This window comes from Bradyrhizobium sp. CCGB20, assembly GCF_024199855.1.
Taxonomy (GTDB): Bacteria; Pseudomonadota; Alphaproteobacteria; order Rhizobiales; family Xanthobacteraceae; genus Bradyrhizobium.
In genome coordinates this window covers 4,696,129-4,713,270 of sequence record NZ_JANADN010000001.1, presented here as the reverse complement: position 1 = coordinate 4,713,270, position 17,142 = coordinate 4,696,129, and the positions used below count along the sequence as shown (strand labels likewise).

Genomic DNA, 17,142 nt, shown 5'->3' with positions numbered 1-17,142 from the left:
GCTGGCCAGCGTTCCCGGCGATGTGAACCATCGTCCAGTCCGCTGCCGCTCAACCCGGCACCCTGACACCCCACCGTTCCGCTTTGTCGCTTTAGGTGCGAAAACGGTTCGGTTCAGACTTGGCGCGGTCGAGGATTTTTCATATGTGGCGTGGTAAGAGACCAGTAGGCGGCAGCCGAGGCCGGCCCAGGGCTGGCATCAAGGCTGGTCTCAAGTCTGGCCAAAAGACGGTCCCATAGCTCAACTGGATAGAGTAGCGGATTTCTACTCCGCGGGTTGCAGGTTCGAGTCCTGCTGGGATCGCCATTGATCATTGGACTGACGAAGCCTCAAGCCGATTTGCGGCATCGGCTCCGGCCCGGACTCAAAGCAGGGGCGCGGGTGTCCGACGCACAGTCCCCAGCCCATCGGACATCACGAACGCGTGGGTACCCTCGCACCGGCCTTTCAACCCGGCAAACGAGTCCTATCTAAGCGCCGGGCGACGTGCGCCCGATAAGGACTCCGATGCCGCTATCCGAGTGGACGAGAATGGCTATCGCATCTGCGGTGGCAATCGTCGCAATGTCGTACTTGGCGATCGACGCCGGCGTCGTGAACACCAGTGTCGTCACAAAACGGATCGAGACGGCTCAGACTTCCATCGTGGGCGCAGCGATGGGTCAGAATCACCTCGCCTTCGCCGTTCAGGCGTGGCCGCGTCGCGACCACCAGAAGCCGCGCTTGGAAGAATGCCTGGCGATCGATTGACCGCTGCGCCGCTCTGTCATGGCCTCGCACGTGCTCACCCTTCAGGGACCCGCTGACGTCTCGCCCACCACCCTGCAATCGCCGCGGTGAGATCCCCCCACAGCTCGGTCGGCAGGTCCGGCACAGCGACCCGGACGCTGTACTGATTCGTTGTCGCGTTGTGAAACCACTCGGTCGCGGCGAAATCGAAGCCGAAGCTGCCGGCGTGGCGAATGGGGAAGCCTTCGCGGCTGAGGTCGCGGCTCATGCCTTCGGCGGCCTGCCGTGCGGTCGCCTCATTGAGCGCGTGCCTGCCGCAGAGCGTGACATAGAGGCCGTGGGTGAAATGCAGTTCGGCCGAGAGCGAGGCCAGCTCCGAGGCGAAATATCGCGCCATATGGCGGCCGTTGCGCAGGATCGCGGCGACACGCTTTCTTGTTAACGCCCAATAGGCCTTCGTGCCCACGAACGGCGGAAAATGCGCCGGCAATGCCGCGCCGCCGAGAAGCCGCACCGCATTGCGGGTTTCCGCCGCCAGGCATTCGGACATCAAACCGTTTGCGTTGAGGTCCTTCCCACTCCAGCGCAGGAAGACCGCAGAACCGAGCCGGCCGTATTCCACCCCGAGCGAATCCAGCTTGTTATGGCTCCGCACCATCACGACGGGAATCCCGCATCGCCCTGCCCATCTCAGGACACGCCGGATGCGGCCCGATCTGCCGGCGAAACATGTCGTGTCGAAGATCAGCAGATCGAGCGTCGATCCGTCGCAGCGCAAGGCCGCTTCGAACGCTCCGGCCGAGGCGCATGAATCCAGCAGCAGAATGCGCGGTGAGCCGGCCGGAGCGAATGCTTCGTCCAGCGGCAGCTTCAGCGTGACAAGCCGCAAATGAGGGACAAAGCGCTCGATCAGCTCCAGCGTCTCGCCGTAGGAGCCGGGCAGCACCAGAATATCGGCCTCGTCGATGATCTCCGCGGATGCGAGCAGCAGCGCCGAGATCGCGGCCATGCCGGAGGCGGTGTAGATCGCTTCGCTCCTGCAGCCCCCTTCGAGTTCGTAAAACGAGGGACCACGCACCGTAAGGTCCGCGCGCTGGTAGTCGTAACTGAACGCGAACGGTCCGCTGGTGGGACACGCCGCATGCGACCAGGCCGTCTCAGTCGCCTTCCAGTCATGCAGCGCGTGCTCCGCGCGCAGCGCGGCGGCGAGCTGGAATTTGGATGTCACGACCTCATCGACCGATCGCGGGCGAGCCATATGCAATGGACTTCTCAGGCAGTCGTTCAGCAGCCCGAGTTCACGATGTTTTCGCGCGAGATAGTCCTGAATTGTCTCCATGCGGACTCAAAGAACAATACAACCGACTGACAACGTTTCGGACGCGCCGCAGGTCCAGCAACGGCTCCCGCTGCAACGAAGATCGGTCATCGAAGTTGACACTGCACGAGGAGGACATGATGAGCGAAATCAGCTGCCCGACACATTGAGCCCCTTCGGGGCCTTTTGTTTGTTCACGATCCGCCGCCGCTTCGTTCCCGAAGTACGAATCGAGATCGGCAAATCGACACCCGAACAATTGTTAACGACACGTTTCAGCAGATCGAACGGATCACGCGGACTCGCTCACGAGCACGGGCCGCAACCGGTACGCATCGATCGCAGCGTTCGACAGCAGCAGCCTGCGCCGCTCGCCGCGCAGCATCATGCGATCGATCCTGTTCAGGATGAAGCGGGCTGAATCCTCGTGCTCGCCCGTGAGCAAGCCGGATTGTTCGAGATATTTCCAGGCGATCTCGAACGCCTGTGCGCGCAACTCGGGGTCCGTCATCATCACCGGCCAACGTCGTCGCGGAACGGATGTTCCTCATCGCGCGATGTCAGGCGCAGCGAACCACGGCGCTACAAAATGCGAAGACGTAGTGGAACGACGTCACGACCGGCACGTTGGATGCAGCGAAACAGAGTGGTGCCGATCATCTGCCCCGGTCGGCTTTGAAGGGCCCCGTGCTTGTCCCCCGAGCACGGGGCTTTCTCATGCAGGCCAATTAGCTTCGCAAACCTCGGCCGACCATTGACGCGGGATTTCGCCGAGAACGCGATCAGTCCGCCTGCTGGTCGCGCCGGTCGCGGGCGAGCTGATGCCAGGCCAGAGCCAATTGGATCAGCCTCTGCCGGTCGTCGCCGTCGGACGACGCCGCGGCCCGCTTCATCGCGGCCTCGGCTTCATGCTGTGGGTCGTACTTGGGACACATGCGCCCAACCCTAACGACCGATATGGACGGGCGCATGGCAATTTCGTCCGTATGATTGCGGGGTGGTTTCTCGTCGTCCGGCCTCCCCCGGACCCATCTGTGAACTACGTCACAGCCTGCGCCCGGCGTCTCGGCTAAACCGCGCCTCAACCGCTCGCACCGCCGCGAGCGGGCATGGGTGGTCCGTCATGACACAAGAAGCAGCCGAGGCTCACGTCCCGACGCAACGCGCAAGGCCCGACCTGTTCGGTGCCACGCTTCTCGTCACCATCGGCATCGTGATGCTGGCCTGGATCGCAGGCCTGGTCTGGGCGGCGATCGCGTTCTTCAACTGGCTGGTGTGAGGCGCGAACCGGTCAGCACCTCTTCGATAACCAACACTTTCGCCCACACAAAAAGAGGCGGGCCTGCGCCCGCCTCTTTGTTTCAGATCTTGCCTGCAGCCTCAGTAACACGCGCGAGGATCGGCCTGCACATACTGGCCGCTCGGATAGCGGTAGTAGCAGTTGCCCTGGGCCAGATAGTAGCCAGGGCGCGAGGCAGCCGTCGCGCCGGCGATCGCACCGGTCGCGCCGCCGATCACGGCACCCGCGGCCGCACCCGAGGCGTTGCCCGAAATCAGGCCGCCCAGCACGCCGCCGACAATGGCACCGCCAAGCGCGCTCGCGCCGGGATCAGCCGGCGGCGGAGGCGGCGGCGGTTCGTAGGCGACAGGCGGGGCATAGGCCACCGGCACGTCGTCGTAATAGTCGTCCGAGATGTAGGCAGGCGGGCCGGCCATCCGCTGCGGATAATAATACCAGACACCGCCGACATCCCACCACCAGCCGGAGCGGCCGTTGCGGACCTCGTGGCGCCAGCGTCCGCCATCCCAGGCGCGATTGCCGCGATAGGCATGACCGCCCCAGTCGCGCTGCGGCGCGGGCCCGCGGGCATAGTTACGGCCGGGCGGCGGGCCGCCGGCATTTTGCGGACGCGGACCTCGATCGGCACCCGGACCGGGACCGCCGGCATGGGGCGGGCCGCCGGGCTGTACGCCAGGCTGTGCCTGGGGCCGAGCTGCCTGCTGCGGCGGCGGGCCCTTGCGCATGTTCTGATTGTTCTGGGGCGGCGCACCGGCGCCGGGCGCGCCCTGCGGCTGGGCCTGGGGCCTTGGCGGCAAGGAATCCTGGGCCTGCGCCGACAGCGCGACCAAGGACATGGCCGAAACCAAGGGAATGATGATCTTCATGCGGCTGGACGCACTCATGCGTGCTTGACCCCCTACTCTCTCGATTGCCGTGGTCCCTGCGCGAAAGACGATTCGCCTCGCGCTGGGCTGATGCCGGCTGACATAACAGACCTGCTTTGGCAGGCCCTGTCCCGTTACAAATGTTTAAGATCACGGCAATTTTTGGCCCCGGATGGCTGCAGAGGGCCCTACTGGAGCGGTTCTAGCGGGCCGGTTCGATCACGTTGCAGTTGGTCCGTCCCGACATCAGGCAGTCCTGCATCTTGCTGGCCGAGGTGAGATCGCGGGCGAGCCACCAGCCGATTCCGAGGATCACGATCGCGATGATCAATCCGGCAATCGCGCCACGGCGGTTGTCGCCGGATTGAGGTTGTGCGCGGGATTTGGGCTTTTCGCCCGGTTCGGGCTTGGACTCAGGCTTGGACATGACTGATTGATCACAGGGATGAGCGGCTTTACCACCTCTGCGACGTGGCGTCACATCCCGCTCAGCCTCGGGTCGGCCGGATCAGATCCTTGCGCGAGGTTTCGACCGCCGGGGTACCCCGCGGTGCGCAGGTCGTGACTACGAATGCGGTCTGCGTGCATTCCCAGTCGGTGCCCAGAACAGCGCTTTCGATCGGTTGTGGGCGGGCGAACAGCAGCGCGGCGCCGGCCACGGCGACCGCCGCGACGGCGATTGCCAGGGCCCTCGGGCTCAGTCGGAAATTCGTCATGCCCGTGCTCCGTCTCGTATCCGGGGCGGACGCTAGGCGCCGCTCCGCGTGGTCCCTTATGAGGGACATCACAATTCGGCAGTTTTTCGGGGCTACGAGAGATCGTCGGGGGCTGGCGATTTTTCGTCTACCTGATCGGCTGCGATTATGGGTGGCTTCGCGACGCGCGCCGATGTACACGCTCTTGCGTCGCGTGGCGCCCGCTATGCCCAGCCGACGTACCAACTGGCAATGATGTAGGATCGGAAGCGAGGAAGACAAGGCTCGTCGATGAGTGGATTCAGGGAACCCGGCTTCGCAGACCGGCAAAAGGCGGCGCAGGACGCACGCAAAAATCTTTTGAACAAATTCAAGTCGCAGCCCGGGCAAGACGACCCGGCGGTAGCGGCACGTCGTGCCGAGCGCGAGGCGCTCGCGGCCAAGCGCGCCGAGGCAAAGGCCGCGCGCGAAGCCGAAAAGGCCGAGCAGAAGCGCGCCGCGGAAGAAGCTGCCGCCGCCGAAGCCGCGCGCATCGCACGCGAAGCGGAAGAAGCGATCGCCAGGCAGGCAGAACTCGAGGCCGAGCAGAAGGCCAAGCGCGACGCCCGCTACGCGGCCCGCAAGGCCAAGCGGAAGTAACGTTCGCAAGTCACGTTCAATTGAAATTGAACCGGGCATCGCTGGGGTGGTCGATGTGACCGCCCCAGGACTGCTCAGCTCGCGCGTCAGCCTGTCATGACGTCGTGACGACCGCGGAAGATCAATTCTTCTTCATCATCCCGTCGTCTTTCTTCATCCCGTCCTTCGACATGTGGTCCTTCTTCATGCCGTCGTCCTTGGACATGGTGTCCTTCTTCATGCCGTCCTTGGACATCGTGTCCTTCTTCATCATGCCGTCGTCCTTGCCCATCTTGTCCTGAGCAAAAGCGGCCGGCGACAGCGCGAGGCCAAGCGACAGAGCGGCAGCGGAGACGCCGAGCACGATGCGGGTGCGAATGGTCATGTGATCTTCCCTTCGAGATGATGTTTGTCAGCGACGGACGCCGCTATCTAATCTCGACGGATTGCCCGCTGGCGTTGTTACGCCCCCGCTGACAAAATTTCTGCGGGCTCCTCGTCGTCCATCGCTCGGAATAGCCACGGGATCGGGAAGTGTGCAGCGCAGCAAGATCGGCACTTGCCGCGGCATTCGGTCTCGAACTATCAGACTAGAGAACATCGACTGAAAGACCGGCTAGGATAGGCCTACGCGCAGGTCTCAGAGACTTGACCCAATCACACCAACAAGAACAGTCGAAAGACCAGTCCAAGGGGATCACACCATGCTCACGCGCCGTCACCTGATCGCGACCGCCGTCGCCGCACCCGCCATTCTCCGCTTCGGCACCGGTACCGCGCATGCCGCGACCACGCTGAAGATCTCGCATCAATTCCCGGGCGGCACCATCGACAAGGGCGATTTCCGCGACCGCCTCTGCCGCATGTTCGCCGCCGAAGTCGCCAAGCGCAGCAAGGGCGACATCTCCGCGGAGATCTATCCCAACTCCTCGCTGATCAAGACCAACGCGCAGTTCTCCGCGATGCGCAAGGGCGCGCTCGACATCAGCCTCTATCCGATGCCTTACGCCGGCGGCGAATTGCCGGAGACCAATATCGGCCTGATGCCGGGCCTCGTGACCACCTACGACCAGGGCCTGCGCTGGAAGAAGGAGCCGGTCGGCAAGGCGCTGACGGACTTCCTCGCCGACAAGGGCATCATCCTGCTCACCTGGGTCTGGCAGGCCGGCGGCGTTGCCAGCCGCTCCAAGCCGATCGTCGCGCCCGAAGACGCCAAGGGCATGAAGGTGCGCGGCGGCTCGCGCGAGATGGACATGGTGCTGCAGACCGCGGGCGCCTCGGTGCTGTCGGTGCCCTCGAACGAAATCTACGCAGCGATGCAGACTGGCGCCTGCGATGCCGGCATCACCTCCTCGACCAGCCTGATCTCGTTCCGGCTCGAAGAGGTCGCGAAGTCGTTGACCTCGGGCGCGGGCGCCTCCTACTGGTTCATGCTCGAGCCGCTGATGATGTCGAAGGCGATCTTCGACAAGCTGCCGAAGAACCAGCAGGACATCCTGCTCACCGTCGGCACCGAGCTCGAGGCCTTCGGCCGCAAGGGCGCGCAGGATGACGACGTCGAGGTCGCCAAGGTCTACGAGAAGGCCGGCGCCAAGGTCTCGGCGCTCGACGCCGCCACCGTCGGCAAGTGGCGCGACATCGCCCGCGACACCGCGTGGAAGGACTACAGCGCCAAGACCGCGACCGCGGCGAATTTGCTCAAGCTCGCCACAGACGTCGCGGCATGAGCCACGGTCCGCTTCCGGATCGTGATGACCTCGAGACCGCTGCCGCAAGGACCGGCCTTGCGGCGGCGATCGATCGCAGTCTCGCCATCCTCAACAGCATCATCGTGGTGTTCGCCGCGATCGCGCTGGTCGCGGCCTGCGCCATCCTGAGCTACAGCGTGCTCAGCCGCGCGCTGTTCAAGGCCGCCAATTACTGGCAGGACGAGGCCGCTGTGTTCCTCCTGGTCGGCGCCACCTTCATGACGGCGGCCTATGTGCAGCAGAACCGCGGCCATATCGGCATCGAGGCCTTTGTCGGCCTGCTGTCGCCGCTCGCGAACCGGATCAGACTCTGGCTGGTCGATGTCGCGACATTCCTGTTCTGCGCCTTCTTCACCTGGAAGTCCTGGACGCTGGCTCATGAAGCCTATGTCGACGGCCAGGTCTCGAACTCGATGTGGTCGCCGCCGCTCGCCATTCCCTACTCGCTGATGGCGCTGGGGATGAGCCTGCTCTGCGTCCAGATCCTCGTGCAGCTTGCGCTGCCTTTCGCAGGAGCCAGGCGTCCATGAGCGTTTTCGGTATCGGCCTCGCCTACGGAATCGCGACGCTGGTCATCATGTTCTCGGGCATGCCGATCGCATTCGCTCTCGGTGCCGTCGCGGTCGTGTTCATGGGCATCTACATGCCCGCCGCCTCGCTGGATACGGTGACCCAGAACGTCTACGAGGAGATGGCCTCGATCACGCTGCTGTCGATCCCGCTCTTCATCCTGAAGGGCGCCGCGATCGGCAAATCGCGCGCTGGCCAGGATCTCTATTCGGCCCTGCATGCCTGGCTGCATCGCGTCCCCGGCGGCCTCGGCGTCGCCAACGTGTTCGCCTGCGCGCTGTTTGCGGCGATGGCGGGCTCGAGCCCAGCGACCTGTTCGGCGATCGGATCGGCCGGCATCCCCGAGATGCGCAAGCGCGGCTATTCCGGCGGGTTCGCCGCCGGCATCATCGCGGCCGGCGGCACGCTCGGGATTCTGCTGCCGCCCTCGATCACCATGATCCTGTTCGCGGTCGCCGCCGAAAAATCGCTCGGCCGGCTGTTCCTGGCCGGTATCGGCCCCGGCCTGCTGCTGGTCTCGCTGTTCGGCTTCTATGCGGTGTACCGATTCCGCCGGGAGTATGCCGCTGCCGAAGCAGTCTTCAAGAATGGCGGCCCCGAGGCTGCGATCCTCGCCCGCGACGAGTACACGCTCGCCGAACGCTTCAGCGTGCTGCCGCGCGTGATCCCCTTCGTGCTGCTGCTCACCGGCGTCATGATCGCGCTCTATGGCGGCTACGCCACGCCGTCGGAGACCGCCGGCCTCGGCGGCTTGCTGGCGCTGGCGCTGATCGCGGCGATCTACAGCGTGTGGCGGCCGAGCGACCTCGCCCCGATCATGAAATCGACGATCCGGGAATCGACCATGCTGATGATGATCATCGGCATGTCGCTGCTCTATTCCTACGTGATGAGCTATCTGCACATCTCGCAATCGGTCGCCGAATCCATCGTCGCGATGCACCTGCCGCGCTGGGAATTGCTGTTCGCGATCCTCGTCATGGTGGTCGTGCTCGGCTTCTTCCTGCCGCCGGTGTCGATCATCCTAATGACCGCGCCGATCATCCTGCCGCCGCTCCGCGCCGCCAATTTCGACATCATCTGGTTCGGCGTCGTCATGACCATCGTGATGGAGATGGGGCTGATCCATCCCCCCGTCGGCCTCAACATCTTCGTCATCCGCAACGTCGCGCCGGATATTCCCCTGCGCGAGGTGATCTGGGGCACCCTGCCCTTCGTGCTCCTGATGATGCTCGCGGTGCTGCTGCTGTGCTTCGTGCCCGAGATCTCGACCGGGCTGCCGGATCTGGTGATGGGGCCGGACGGGAGCAGGTAGCGGCAATCACAACTGCCGTAGGGTGGATTAGCCGAAGGCGTAATCCACCTTTTCTGTTTCCTTGGAGACAAACAGCGGTGGGTTACGCCTTCCGACTGCGCTTTGCGCAGCCGCAAGGCCAACCCACCCTACGATTCCTACCACTAGCTCTTTCGCCGCGACCGCGGTGCGATCGCCACCACCTGCAGCAGATCCTTGCGCACGGCCTCGATATGCCGTTCCAAAAACCGGCAGGCTTCCTCGACCTTCTGCGCGCGGCAGAGCGCGATCAGATGGGCGTGCTCCTTCTCGGCAGTGCCCATCGCCTTGGTGTTGGAGAGCTGGAGGCGCGTGTAGCGGTCGCTGGTCTGGAGCAATGACAGCACGATCGCGCGCGTGCGCGGCTGCGGGGCGTGCATGTAGAGCGCCAGGTGGAAGTCGGCGTTGAGCTGCCCCCAGTCGCTGACATTCTTCGCCTTGATTGCCTTCTCGAACTGCCTGTGGATGTCGTCGAGCGCATCGAAATCGTCCGCGGAGAAACCCGGCGCCGACTGCGCCAGCAGGCGCGGCTCCAGGATGCAGCGCAGGTCGAACACGTCGTTGATTTCGTCCAGCGACAGTTCAGAAACAATGGCGCCCTTCTGCGGCACGATCCGCACCAGGCCTTCGGCCTCGAGCTGGAACAGCGCCTCGCGCACGGGGATGCGGCTGACGCCGTAGGCCTCGCCGAGTGCATCCTGGCGCAGCTGATAGCCTGCCGGATAGGTGCCGTCGAGGATCGCCTGCCGGAGCTGGTCCACGATCGCAGCCGACAGCGTACGATGCTTCAGAGGCTGTTTCATCTGACCTTCCGTTGTCCTTCCCGACTCATCGGCGTGAAGCGGTCCCTCTCTTGCATGGTGAGGCGCCCGGCAAAAGCCAAATAGCCCCACAAGCCGTGTGCCCAGCAAAAGCGCGTCCTGCCGCCGAAATGACCGCAATCTCTGTTTGACACCCAAAATGTATAAATTATACATTTGACTTTAGCACGACAATTCTCAGGGGTTGGGGCCTCTTTCATGATCGAGCAGACGATGCCGGCCACGCCCGCATTCAGCGTTCGACGCTTGATCGTCCGCGCGTCCAGCGCCCTGCTCGCCGTCGAACGCGTCGCGCTGATGGGCCTGATGTACCTGCTCACCGGCCTGATCCTGGTGAACGTCGTTACCCGCTACGCGCGCTTCCCGATCTACTGGATCGACGAATCCGCGGTCTATTGCGTGGTCTGGCTGACCTTCGTCGGCGCCTCCGCAATGACACGGCTGCGGCTCGATTTCGCGGTGACGATGCTCACCGAGCGTCTCTCGCCGCAGCATCAGAAGGTTGCAAAGGTGATCTCGACCGGCCTCGTCGTCGTGTTCGGCGTCGCCTTGATCGTCACCTGCGTGCTCTGGATGGATCCGATTGGCCTTGCCCGCGCCGGCTTCGACGGGCGCAAGCTCGCCGCCGAAACCTTCAACTTCCTCTACACCGAGCACACCCAGACGCTGAACTGGCCGACCTGGGTGCTCTATCTGACGCTGCCGATCTTCGCGGTGTCGATGACCGTTCACGGTCTCGCCAATCTGCTGGAAGATCTCGAGCTGGTCCCGCGCACGCCGCCGAAGGGCTTCCAGCTCTCCGAACTCGACGGGGTCAACTGATGATCACGTCGGCCGCCTTCGTCGCGATCATGCTGGTCGGCGTGCCGATCGGCCTCTGCCTATGCCTCGCCGGCCTCGTCTATATCGCGGCATCAGGCAATCCGGTGCTGTTCCAGTCCTATCCGCTCCAGCTGTTCGGCGGTGTCGACAGCTATGGCCTGATCGCCATCCCGCTGTTCATCCTGATCGGCGAGATCATGAATGGCGGCGGCATCACGCGGCGCATCGTCGACATGGCGATGGCGTTCGTCGGCTCGCTCAAGGGCGGGCTCGCCTACGTCAACATCCTCGCCAACATGTTCATCTCCTCGATCCTGGGATCGGCGACCGCGCAGGTCGCGATCATGGCCCAGATCATGGTGCCGGAGATGGAGAAGAAGGGCTACGACAAGACCTTCGCGGCGGGCCTGACCGCCTATGGCGGCATGCTCGGCCCGATCATCCCGCCGTCGGTGATGTTCGTGGTCTACAGCGTGCTCGCGCAGGTCTCGGTCAGCGACATGCTGATCGCCGGCATCGTGCCGGGCGTGATCCTCACCGTGATGTTCTGCCTCGTCATCGCGCTGATGGGCTACGTCTACAATTACCCACGCGCGGACTATCAGACGCCGCGCCAGCGCGTCACGACAATCCTGCGGACGTCACCCACCCTGTTGATTCCGATCGTCATCGTCGGCACCATCCTCAGTGGGCTCGCCAACGCGACGGAATCGGCCGCCGTCGGCGCGGTCGCCGCCGCGCTCGTCGGAAAATACTGGACCAGGGAATTCGAGTTCTCGCAGCTGCCGCAGATGATGCTGCGCAGCGCGATCTATTCGGCGATCGTGCTGTTCCTGGTGGCGGCCGCCGCCGTGTTTTCCTGGGTCCTGATCTTCGGCAAGGTGCCGCAGGAAACCGCCGGCTGGATCCAGTCCGTCGCCAGGGACCCGGTCAGCTTCATGCTGATCTGCAACGTCATCCTGCTGATCATCGGCACGGTGATCGACGGCATCCCCGGCCTGATCATGACGGTGCCGATCCTGCTGCCGGTCGCAACCGATGTCTACCACATCGACCCCCGGCATTTCGGCGTCGTGGTGGTGATTAACCTCGTGCTCGGCCTGCTGTCGCCGCCGGTCGGGCTCTGCTTCTTCGTTGCAGCCGCCGTCACCGGCGCCAAGCCCGGCAAGATGTTCATGGTGACGCTGCCGTTCTTCGTCATCTCCTGCGTCCTGCTCGTGCTGCTCTCGCTCTATCCCTCGCTCTCGCTGATCCTCATCAAATAGGCCCGTCCAGAAGGAAGCCCGACCATGCCGCTTTCACGCCGCCGCTTTCTCGCCGCCAGCGCCGCCGCATCGGTGTTTGCGCCGTCGCTCGCGCTCGCCCAGGCCAAGGAATTCCGCCTCGGCCTGATCACGCCGAACGGCCACTCCTGGAACAAGGCCGCGCTCAAATTCGGCGACGATCTCAAGGCCGCCACCAGCGGCCGCCTGAGCCTGACCGTGTTCCACTCCGGCCAGCTCGGCAACGAGCCGGCGATGATGCAGCAATTGCAGTCCGGCGCGCTCGACATGGGCTTCATCCAGGCCGCCGAGCTCGGCTCGCGCGTGCCGCACATCGCCGCAATCAACGCGCCCTATATCGTCCGCTCGACGCCCGCGGTCGCCAAATTCGTGCGGCATCCGGCGGCGGTGAAACTGTTCGAGGTCCTGCCGCAGGAGACCGGAACGATCGGGCTCGGCTGGGGCATCACCGGCATGCGCGCGGTGTTCTCGTCGAAGGATTTGAATTCGCTCGCCGACATCAAGGGCATGAAGCTGCGTATCAACCCGACGCCGGTCTACCGCGATTTCTATTCCTCGCTGGGCGCCGCGCCGACGCCGATCCCGACGCCGCAGGTGTTCGACGCGATGGCGAACGGTCAGGTCGACGGCCTCGAGGCCGATCTCGAATTCTCCTGGAACCAGCGCTTCGACAAGGTGTCGAAGGTGATCCTTCAGATGAATGCCGTCTTCATGCCGATGGCCGCGGTCGTCTCGGGCCGGGTCTGGCAGTCGCTCCCCGCGGCCGACCGCGAGCTGATCGCCAAGACGGTGAAGGCGACGCTCGACGCGCAGATCGACGAGCTCGCCGGCAACGAGCCGGCACTGATCGAGAATTTCAAGAACGCGCCGATCCCGATCCGCCAGGTCCCGGCGGGCGACACCGAGGCCGTCATCGCCGAGTTCGACAAGATCTGGCTGCCGAAGGCACCTGTCCTCGCCGAACTGCGCAAGGTCGGCGCCACGCTCTGACCCCACCAGCCATCCTGTTCCTAACTACCGGCGGATCCAGCCCCCCGCCGGCAATACACCTGGAGTGAAAACCATGAGCCGCCGCGTTTCCTGGGAAGGCGTCTTCCCGGCCGTCACCACGCAATTCCACGACGATCTCTCGCTCGACATCGACGCGACTGCGAAAGTGATGGACGGGCTGATCCGCGACGGCGTCTCCGGCCTGATCGTCTGCGGCTCCGTCGGCGAGAACACCTCGCTGGAGCGCAAGGAGAAGGTTGCGATCATGGAGACGGCCAAGTCCGTCGCTGCGGGCCGCGTGCCCGTGCTGTGCGGCATCGCCGAATTCACTACGGCATTCGCGGTCGAAACGGCGAAGGAAGCCGCGCGCGTCGGCATCGACGGCGTGATGGTGATGCCGGCTTTGGTCTATTCGTCCAAGCCGCACGAGACCGCCGCGCATTTCCGCGCCGTCGCCAGCGCGACCGACCTTCCCGTGATGCTCTACAACAATCCGCCGATCTACAAGAACGACGTCACGCCCGACATCCTCGCCTCGCTCGCCGACGTCGAAACCGTCGTCTGCTTCAAGGATTCCTCCGGCGACACGCGCCGCTTCATCGACACCCGCAACATGGTCGGCGACCGCTTCGTGCTGTTCGCAGGGCTGGATGACGTCATCGTCGAGAGCATCGCCATGGGCGCCGTGGGCTGGGTCTCCGGCATGTCGAACGCGTTCCCGCGCGAGGGCGAGACGCTGTTCCGCCTCGCCAAGGCGGGACGCTTTGCCGAGGCGATGCCGATCTACGAATGGTTCATGCCGCTGCTGCATCTCGACGCCCGCCCGGACCTCGTCCAGTGCATCAAGCTGTGCGAGCACATCATGGGGCGCGGCACCGCGCTGACGCGCCCGCCGCGCCTGGCGCTGCTGCCGCAGGAAAAGGCCGAGGTCGAGGCCATGATGGCCAAGGCGCTCAAGAGCCGGCCACGCCTGCCGGACGTGGGCCTGAAGGCAGCCTGAAAACAGGTTTCGTAGGGTGGGTTAGCCGAAGGCGTAACCCACCAACTTTGCGACCGCGGAACGAGAAGTGGTGGGTTACGCCAAGCGGTCTGCGCTACGCGCAGTCCGCAGGGCTAACCCAGCCTACAAAGCTACGAAGCAGCCCGCTTCTTCTTCGCATTCAGCGCGGACGCCACGCGGCTCACGGGCGGCTTGCCGAGCACGCCGCTCATCTCGTTCGTGGCCGCCAGCAGCCTTTCCATGTCGACGCCGGTCCTGACGCCCATGCCTTCGAGCATGTAGACGACATCCTCGGTCGCGACGTTTCCGGTCGCGCCCGGCGCGTAGGGGCAGCCGCCGAGGCCGCCGGCGGCGGCGTCGATGACGCGAACGCCCTGCTCCAGGCCGGCATAGAGATTGGCGAGCGCCTGGCCGTAGGTGTCGTGGAAATGCATCGCGAGCTTGGCGGGCGGGATGTTGGCGCCGACCGCGCGCAACATCTCCTTCGCCTTGTCGGGCGTGCCGACGCCGATGGTGTCGCCGAGCGAGATCTCGTAGCAGCCGAGCTCCCACAGCGTGCTCGCGAGGTCGGCAACCGCCTTCGGCTTGATCTCGCCGTCGAACGGGCAGCCGAGCACGCAGGAGATATAGCCACGCACGGGAATGCCATCGGCCTTGGCGCGCGTCAGCACCGGCTTGAATCGCTCGATCGACTCCGAGACCGTGCAATTGATATTGGCCCGCGAAAACCCTTCCGAGGCCGCCGCGAACACCGAGACGACCTTCGCGCCCGCAGCGCGCGCGGCGTCATAGCCCTTCTCGTTCGGCACCAGCACGTGGAACTCGGCGTCCTTGATGTGGCTGACGCCGCGCAGCACGGCGTCCGAACTCGCCATTTGCGGGATCGCCTTCGGCGAGACAAAGGCGCCGACCTCGACCGTATCGAGGCCGGCCGCGACCAGCGCCTCGATGAAAGCGATGCGAGCCTCGACGCTCACAGGTGTCTTCTCGTTCTGGAGGCCGTCGCGCGGCCCCATTTCGATGATGCGGACGGGGTCGCTCATGTCATTCTCCGGAAGGCTCGACCACGGCAAGCTCGACGCCCTCCTGGACGATGTCGCCGACCTTGCACTTGATGGATTTCAGCACGCCGGCATAAGGCGCGCGCAGCGTCTGCTCCATCTTCATCACTTCCAGGGTGAGGATCGGCGCGCCCTTCTCGAGCCTGGCGCCCTCCTCGGCCAGCACGGCGACGACCGTACCGGGCAAGGGCGCTGCGATCTTGTCCTCGCCGGTCTGCTCCTCGCTCTCGCCGCCGAACGGATCGACCCAGTGCAGGTCGAAGCGGCCGTTGCGCGTGCGCAGGTACAGCTCATGGCCGGAGATCACCGCCGCGACCGCGGATTTGACGCCATCGAGCGTCAGGTCGAAGCCGCCAACCTTCGGCGCAATCGCGAACGCCAGCTCGCGGCCGCCGATCACCAGTGTCGACGGCCCGCTGCCGTAGTTCAGCGTGATCTTCTGCTCCGGCCCATGTCCGACGCGGAAGGCGAAGCTGCGCTGGCGGCGGCCGACCGGCTGCCAGCCGAAAGTTTGCCAGGGCGAATTCGCGCCGCCTTGCGCGGCCTGCCGCTCGTCATCGACGATGGCGGCCACCGCGGCACAGAGCTCGAGCTCGCCGGGCGCAGGCGCGGCCGAAGTCAGGAACGCCAGCTCGCGCTCGATGAAGCCGGTGTCGATCGCATTCGTCCGCACCTTCGGATGCGTCATCAGCGCCGACAGGAACGGAATGTTGGTGACGATGCCGCGAACGTCGGACTCCTCCAGCCCCCGGTTCAGCCGCTCGATCGCGACGTCGCGCGTCGGCGCCCATGCGATCATCTTGGCGAGCATGGCGTCGTAGTACGGCGAGACGCTGTCTCCCTCGCGATAGCCGGCATCGATGCGTAGGCCGCCGGTCTCCGCCGGCAGGCGCCAGGTCGAGATCTTGCCGACCGACGGCATGAAGTTCTTCGTGGGGTTCTCGGCATAGACGCGCGCCTCGACGGCATGGCCGTTGAGCTTGATCTCGTCCTGCTTCATCGGCAGCGCCTCGCCGAAGGCGACGCGCAGCTGCCATTCAACGAGATCGATCCCGGTGATCAGCTCGGTCACGGGATGCTCGACCTGGAGACGCGTGTTCATCTCGATGAAGAACACGTCCTTGCCGTCGGAGACGAACTCGATGGTGCCGGCGCCGACATAGTCCACCGCGCCCGCCGCCTTGCGCGCGGCGGCACAGACGGTCTCGCGCTGGCTGGCATTGAGCGTCGGCGACGGCGCTTCCTCGATCACCTTCTGGTGCCGGCGTTGCAGCGTGCACTCGCGCTCGAACAGCGACAGCAGATTGCCGTGGCTGTCGCCGATGATCTGCACCTCGATGTGACGGGGATTGTCGACATATTTCTCGATCAGCATGCGATCGTCGCCGAACGCGGCCTTGGCCTCGCGCTTGGCGCTGACGATCGCCGGCCCAAGCTCGGCGGCAGAGCGAACGATCCGCATGCCACGGCCGCCGCCGCCGGCGGACGCCTTTACCAGGATGGGGAAGCCGATCTTGTCCGCCGCCTTCGACAGCGTGGCGTCATCCTGGGCCTCGCCGTGATAGCCCGGTACCAGCGGTACGCCGGCCTTCTCCATCAGCGCCTTGGAGCCGGATTTCGAGCCCATCGCGGTCATCATCCCGGCGGTCGGGCCGACGAAGACCAGACCCGCATCGAGGCAGGCGTGCGCAAACTCGGCATTCTCCGACAGGAAGCCGTAGCCCGGGTGCACGGCTTCGGCGCCGGTCTTGCGGGCGGCCTCGATCAGCCGCTCGACATTGAGATAGCTGTCGCGGGCACGCGCGGGCCCGAGCAGCACGGCTTCATCCGCGAGCGCGACATGCATCGCGTCGCGGTCGGCCTCGGAATAGACCGCGACCGTGCGCAGGCCCATGGCGCGCGCGGTGCGGATGACGCGGCAGGCGATCTCGCCGCGGTTGGCGATGAGGAGCGTGCGAAAACGGCGGTAGAGCTTTGAGCGGTCCATC

General features: G+C 64.9%; 20 protein-coding genes and 1 tRNA gene. 11 read left to right on the top strand and 10 right to left on the bottom strand.

All coding sequences use genetic code 11. The features are described from left to right. Positions 1-229 precede the first annotated feature (229 nt). A tRNA-Arg gene (locus tag NLM15_RS21860) sits at positions 230-306 on the top strand. A gap of 225 nt (positions 307-531) precedes the next feature. Continuing rightward, entirely contained in the window at positions 532-750 is a 219-nt protein-coding gene (locus NLM15_RS21855) for a hypothetical protein (RefSeq protein WP_254119288.1), read from the top strand. A gap of 34 nt (positions 751-784) precedes the next feature. Here the strand turns inward: NLM15_RS21855 and NLM15_RS21850 are convergent, their stop codons facing one another. The 3 genes from NLM15_RS21850 to NLM15_RS21840 form a co-directional block, all read right to left on the bottom strand. Beyond that, entirely contained in the window at positions 785-2,068 is a 1,284-nt protein-coding gene (locus tag NLM15_RS21850; RefSeq protein ID WP_254119286.1) for a hypothetical protein, read from the bottom strand. Between the two features lie 271 nt (positions 2,069-2,339). Continuing rightward, entirely contained in the window at positions 2,340-2,561 is a 222-nt protein-coding gene (locus NLM15_RS21845) for a hypothetical protein (RefSeq protein WP_375166943.1), read from the bottom strand. A 268-nt stretch (positions 2,562-2,829) separates the two neighbouring features. Beyond that, positions 2,830-2,982 carry a hypothetical protein gene (locus NLM15_RS21840; RefSeq protein WP_254119284.1) on the bottom strand — a complete coding sequence of 51 codons (153 nt, stop codon included), beginning with the start codon at positions 2,980-2,982 and terminating at the stop codon, positions 2,830-2,832. A 188-nt stretch (positions 2,983-3,170) separates the two neighbouring features. On the opposite strand from NLM15_RS21840, the gene NLM15_RS21835 reads away from it, so the two are divergent. Beyond that, positions 3,171-3,326 (top strand): hypothetical protein, encoded by a 156-nt coding sequence (locus NLM15_RS21835; RefSeq protein ID WP_254119283.1) that lies wholly within the window; start codon positions 3,171-3,173, stop codon positions 3,324-3,326. A gap of 101 nt (positions 3,327-3,427) precedes the next feature. On the opposite strand, the gene NLM15_RS21830 is transcribed toward NLM15_RS21835, so the two are convergent. From NLM15_RS21830 to NLM15_RS21820, 3 genes are all read right to left on the bottom strand, one after another. Next, positions 3,428-4,231: a hypothetical protein gene (locus NLM15_RS21830; RefSeq protein ID WP_254119281.1), complete on the bottom strand. Its 804-nt coding sequence runs from the start codon at positions 4,229-4,231 to the stop codon at positions 3,428-3,430. A gap of 184 nt (positions 4,232-4,415) precedes the next feature. Then, positions 4,416-4,640 (bottom strand): DUF2273 domain-containing protein, encoded by a 225-nt coding sequence (locus NLM15_RS21825; protein ID WP_254119280.1) that lies wholly within the window; start codon positions 4,638-4,640, stop codon positions 4,416-4,418. A gap of 61 nt (positions 4,641-4,701) precedes the next feature. After that, the gene (locus tag NLM15_RS21820) at positions 4,702-4,929 is read right to left on the bottom strand and encodes a hypothetical protein (RefSeq protein WP_254119278.1); all 228 of its coding nucleotides are present in this window, start codon (positions 4,927-4,929) and stop codon (positions 4,702-4,704) included. Between the two features lie 270 nt (positions 4,930-5,199). Here NLM15_RS21820 and NLM15_RS21815 point away from each other — a divergent pair, with 270 nt between their 5' ends. Beyond that, a complete protein-coding gene (locus NLM15_RS21815) occupies positions 5,200-5,547 on the top strand; it encodes a DUF6481 family protein (RefSeq protein ID WP_254119276.1) in 348 nt (115 codons plus the stop codon). 121 nt (positions 5,548-5,668) lie between these two features. Here NLM15_RS21815 and NLM15_RS21810 read toward each other — a convergent pair whose 3' ends face one another. Continuing rightward, positions 5,669-5,911 carry a pentapeptide MXKDX repeat protein gene (locus NLM15_RS21810; RefSeq protein ID WP_028150975.1) on the bottom strand — a complete coding sequence of 81 codons (243 nt, stop codon included), beginning with the start codon at positions 5,909-5,911 and terminating at the stop codon, positions 5,669-5,671. A 319-nt stretch (positions 5,912-6,230) separates the two neighbouring features. Between NLM15_RS21810 and dctP the strand changes: the two genes are divergently transcribed. The 3 genes from dctP to NLM15_RS21795 are packed head-to-tail and all read left to right on the top strand — an operon-like array spanning position 6,231 to position 9,159. Further along, positions 6,231-7,253 carry a TRAP transporter substrate-binding protein DctP gene (gene dctP, locus NLM15_RS21805; RefSeq protein ID WP_254119274.1) on the top strand — a complete coding sequence of 341 codons (1,023 nt, stop codon included), beginning with the start codon at positions 6,231-6,233 and terminating at the stop codon, positions 7,251-7,253. Next, on the top strand, positions 7,250-7,804 hold the full coding sequence (locus tag NLM15_RS21800) for a TRAP transporter small permease (protein WP_254119273.1): 555 nt from the start codon (positions 7,250-7,252) through the stop codon (positions 7,802-7,804). Before dctP ends, NLM15_RS21800 begins: the two co-directional genes overlap by 4 nt. After that, complete coding sequence (locus NLM15_RS21795; protein ID WP_254119271.1) at positions 7,801-9,159, top strand: TRAP transporter large permease; 1,359 nt, start codon at positions 7,801-7,803, stop codon at positions 9,157-9,159. Before NLM15_RS21800 ends, NLM15_RS21795 begins: the two co-directional genes overlap by 4 nt. A 143-nt stretch (positions 9,160-9,302) precedes the next feature. Here the strand turns inward: NLM15_RS21795 and NLM15_RS21790 are convergent, their stop codons facing one another. Further along, entirely contained in the window at positions 9,303-9,980 is a 678-nt protein-coding gene (locus tag NLM15_RS21790; protein ID WP_254119270.1) for a GntR family transcriptional regulator, read from the bottom strand. Positions 9,981-10,211: 231 nt separating this feature from the next. On the opposite strand from NLM15_RS21790, the gene NLM15_RS21785 reads away from it, so the two are divergent. The 4 genes from NLM15_RS21785 to NLM15_RS21770 all read left to right on the top strand — a co-directional run bounded on the left by NLM15_RS21785 (position 10,212) and on the right by NLM15_RS21770 (position 14,093). Further along, positions 10,212-10,820 (top strand): TRAP transporter small permease, encoded by a 609-nt coding sequence (locus NLM15_RS21785; protein ID WP_375166942.1) that lies wholly within the window; start codon positions 10,212-10,214, stop codon positions 10,818-10,820. Further along, entirely contained in the window at positions 10,820-12,085 is a 1,266-nt protein-coding gene (locus NLM15_RS21780; RefSeq protein WP_254119266.1) for a TRAP transporter large permease, read from the top strand. Before NLM15_RS21785 ends, NLM15_RS21780 begins: the two co-directional genes overlap by 1 nt. A 24-nt stretch (positions 12,086-12,109) precedes the next feature. Beyond that, entirely contained in the window at positions 12,110-13,093 is a 984-nt protein-coding gene (locus NLM15_RS21775; protein ID WP_254119264.1) for a TRAP transporter substrate-binding protein, read from the top strand. Positions 13,094-13,166: 73 nt separating this feature from the next. Further along, complete coding sequence (locus NLM15_RS21770; RefSeq protein ID WP_179730528.1) at positions 13,167-14,093, top strand: dihydrodipicolinate synthase family protein; 927 nt, start codon at positions 13,167-13,169, stop codon at positions 14,091-14,093. 131 nt (positions 14,094-14,224) lie between these two features. Here the strand turns inward: NLM15_RS21770 and NLM15_RS21765 are convergent, their stop codons facing one another. Both NLM15_RS21765 and NLM15_RS21760 read right to left on the bottom strand, forming a co-directional pair. Beyond that, positions 14,225-15,136, bottom strand: a complete 912-nt coding sequence (locus NLM15_RS21765) for a hydroxymethylglutaryl-CoA lyase (protein ID WP_254119262.1) — start codon at positions 15,134-15,136, stop codon at positions 14,225-14,227. 1 nt (position 15,137) lies between these two features. Next, positions 15,138-17,141, bottom strand: coding sequence for an acetyl/propionyl/methylcrotonyl-CoA carboxylase subunit alpha (locus NLM15_RS21760; RefSeq protein WP_254119261.1), 2,004 nt, complete (start codon positions 17,139-17,141; stop codon positions 15,138-15,140). Position 17,142 lies beyond the last annotated feature (1 nt).

What these genes read in the sequence shown, in the direction of transcription:
- NLM15_RS21780 (WP_254119266.1), top strand. Translation starts at nt 10,820, where the DNA reads ATGATCACGTCGGCCGCCTTCGTCGCGATCATGCTGGTCGGCGTGCCG.
- NLM15_RS21820 (WP_254119278.1), bottom strand. Translation starts at nt 4,929, where the DNA reads ATGACGAATTTCCGACTGAGCCCGAGGGCCCTGGCAATCGCCGTCGCG.
- NLM15_RS21835 (WP_254119283.1), top strand. Translation starts at nt 3,171, where the DNA reads ATGACACAAGAAGCAGCCGAGGCTCACGTCCCGACGCAACGCGCAAGG.
- NLM15_RS21760 (WP_254119261.1), bottom strand. Translation starts at nt 17,141, where the DNA reads ATGGACCGCTCAAAGCTCTACCGCCGTTTTCGCACGCTCCTCATCGCC.
- NLM15_RS21855 (WP_254119288.1), top strand. Translation starts at nt 532, where the DNA reads ATGGCTATCGCATCTGCGGTGGCAATCGTCGCAATGTCGTACTTGGCG.
- NLM15_RS21800 (WP_254119273.1), top strand. Translation starts at nt 7,250, where the DNA reads ATGAGCCACGGTCCGCTTCCGGATCGTGATGACCTCGAGACCGCTGCC.
- NLM15_RS21845 (WP_375166943.1), bottom strand. Translation starts at nt 2,561, where the DNA reads ATGATGACGGACCCCGAGTTGCGCGCACAGGCGTTCGAGATCGCCTGG.
- NLM15_RS21825 (WP_254119280.1), bottom strand. Translation starts at nt 4,640, where the DNA reads ATGTCCAAGCCTGAGTCCAAGCCCGAACCGGGCGAAAAGCCCAAATCC.
- NLM15_RS21815 (WP_254119276.1), top strand. Translation starts at nt 5,200, where the DNA reads ATGAGTGGATTCAGGGAACCCGGCTTCGCAGACCGGCAAAAGGCGGCG.
- NLM15_RS21765 (WP_254119262.1), bottom strand. Translation starts at nt 15,136, where the DNA reads ATGAGCGACCCCGTCCGCATCATCGAAATGGGGCCGCGCGACGGCCTC.
- NLM15_RS21840 (WP_254119284.1), bottom strand. Translation starts at nt 2,982, where the DNA reads ATGTGTCCCAAGTACGACCCACAGCATGAAGCCGAGGCCGCGATGAAG.
- NLM15_RS21830 (WP_254119281.1), bottom strand. Translation starts at nt 4,231, where the DNA reads ATGAGTGCGTCCAGCCGCATGAAGATCATCATTCCCTTGGTTTCGGCC.
- dctP (WP_254119274.1), top strand. Translation starts at nt 6,231, where the DNA reads ATGCTCACGCGCCGTCACCTGATCGCGACCGCCGTCGCCGCACCCGCC.
- NLM15_RS21770 (WP_179730528.1), top strand. Translation starts at nt 13,167, where the DNA reads ATGAGCCGCCGCGTTTCCTGGGAAGGCGTCTTCCCGGCCGTCACCACG.
- NLM15_RS21785 (WP_375166942.1), top strand. Translation starts at nt 10,212, where the DNA reads ATGCCGGCCACGCCCGCATTCAGCGTTCGACGCTTGATCGTCCGCGCG.
- NLM15_RS21810 (WP_028150975.1), bottom strand. Translation starts at nt 5,911, where the DNA reads ATGACCATTCGCACCCGCATCGTGCTCGGCGTCTCCGCTGCCGCTCTG.
- NLM15_RS21775 (WP_254119264.1), top strand. Translation starts at nt 12,110, where the DNA reads ATGCCGCTTTCACGCCGCCGCTTTCTCGCCGCCAGCGCCGCCGCATCG.
- NLM15_RS21795 (WP_254119271.1), top strand. Translation starts at nt 7,801, where the DNA reads ATGAGCGTTTTCGGTATCGGCCTCGCCTACGGAATCGCGACGCTGGTC.
- NLM15_RS21790 (WP_254119270.1), bottom strand. Translation starts at nt 9,980, where the DNA reads ATGAAACAGCCTCTGAAGCATCGTACGCTGTCGGCTGCGATCGTGGAC.
- NLM15_RS21850 (WP_254119286.1), bottom strand. Translation starts at nt 2,068, where the DNA reads ATGGAGACAATTCAGGACTATCTCGCGCGAAAACATCGTGAACTCGGG.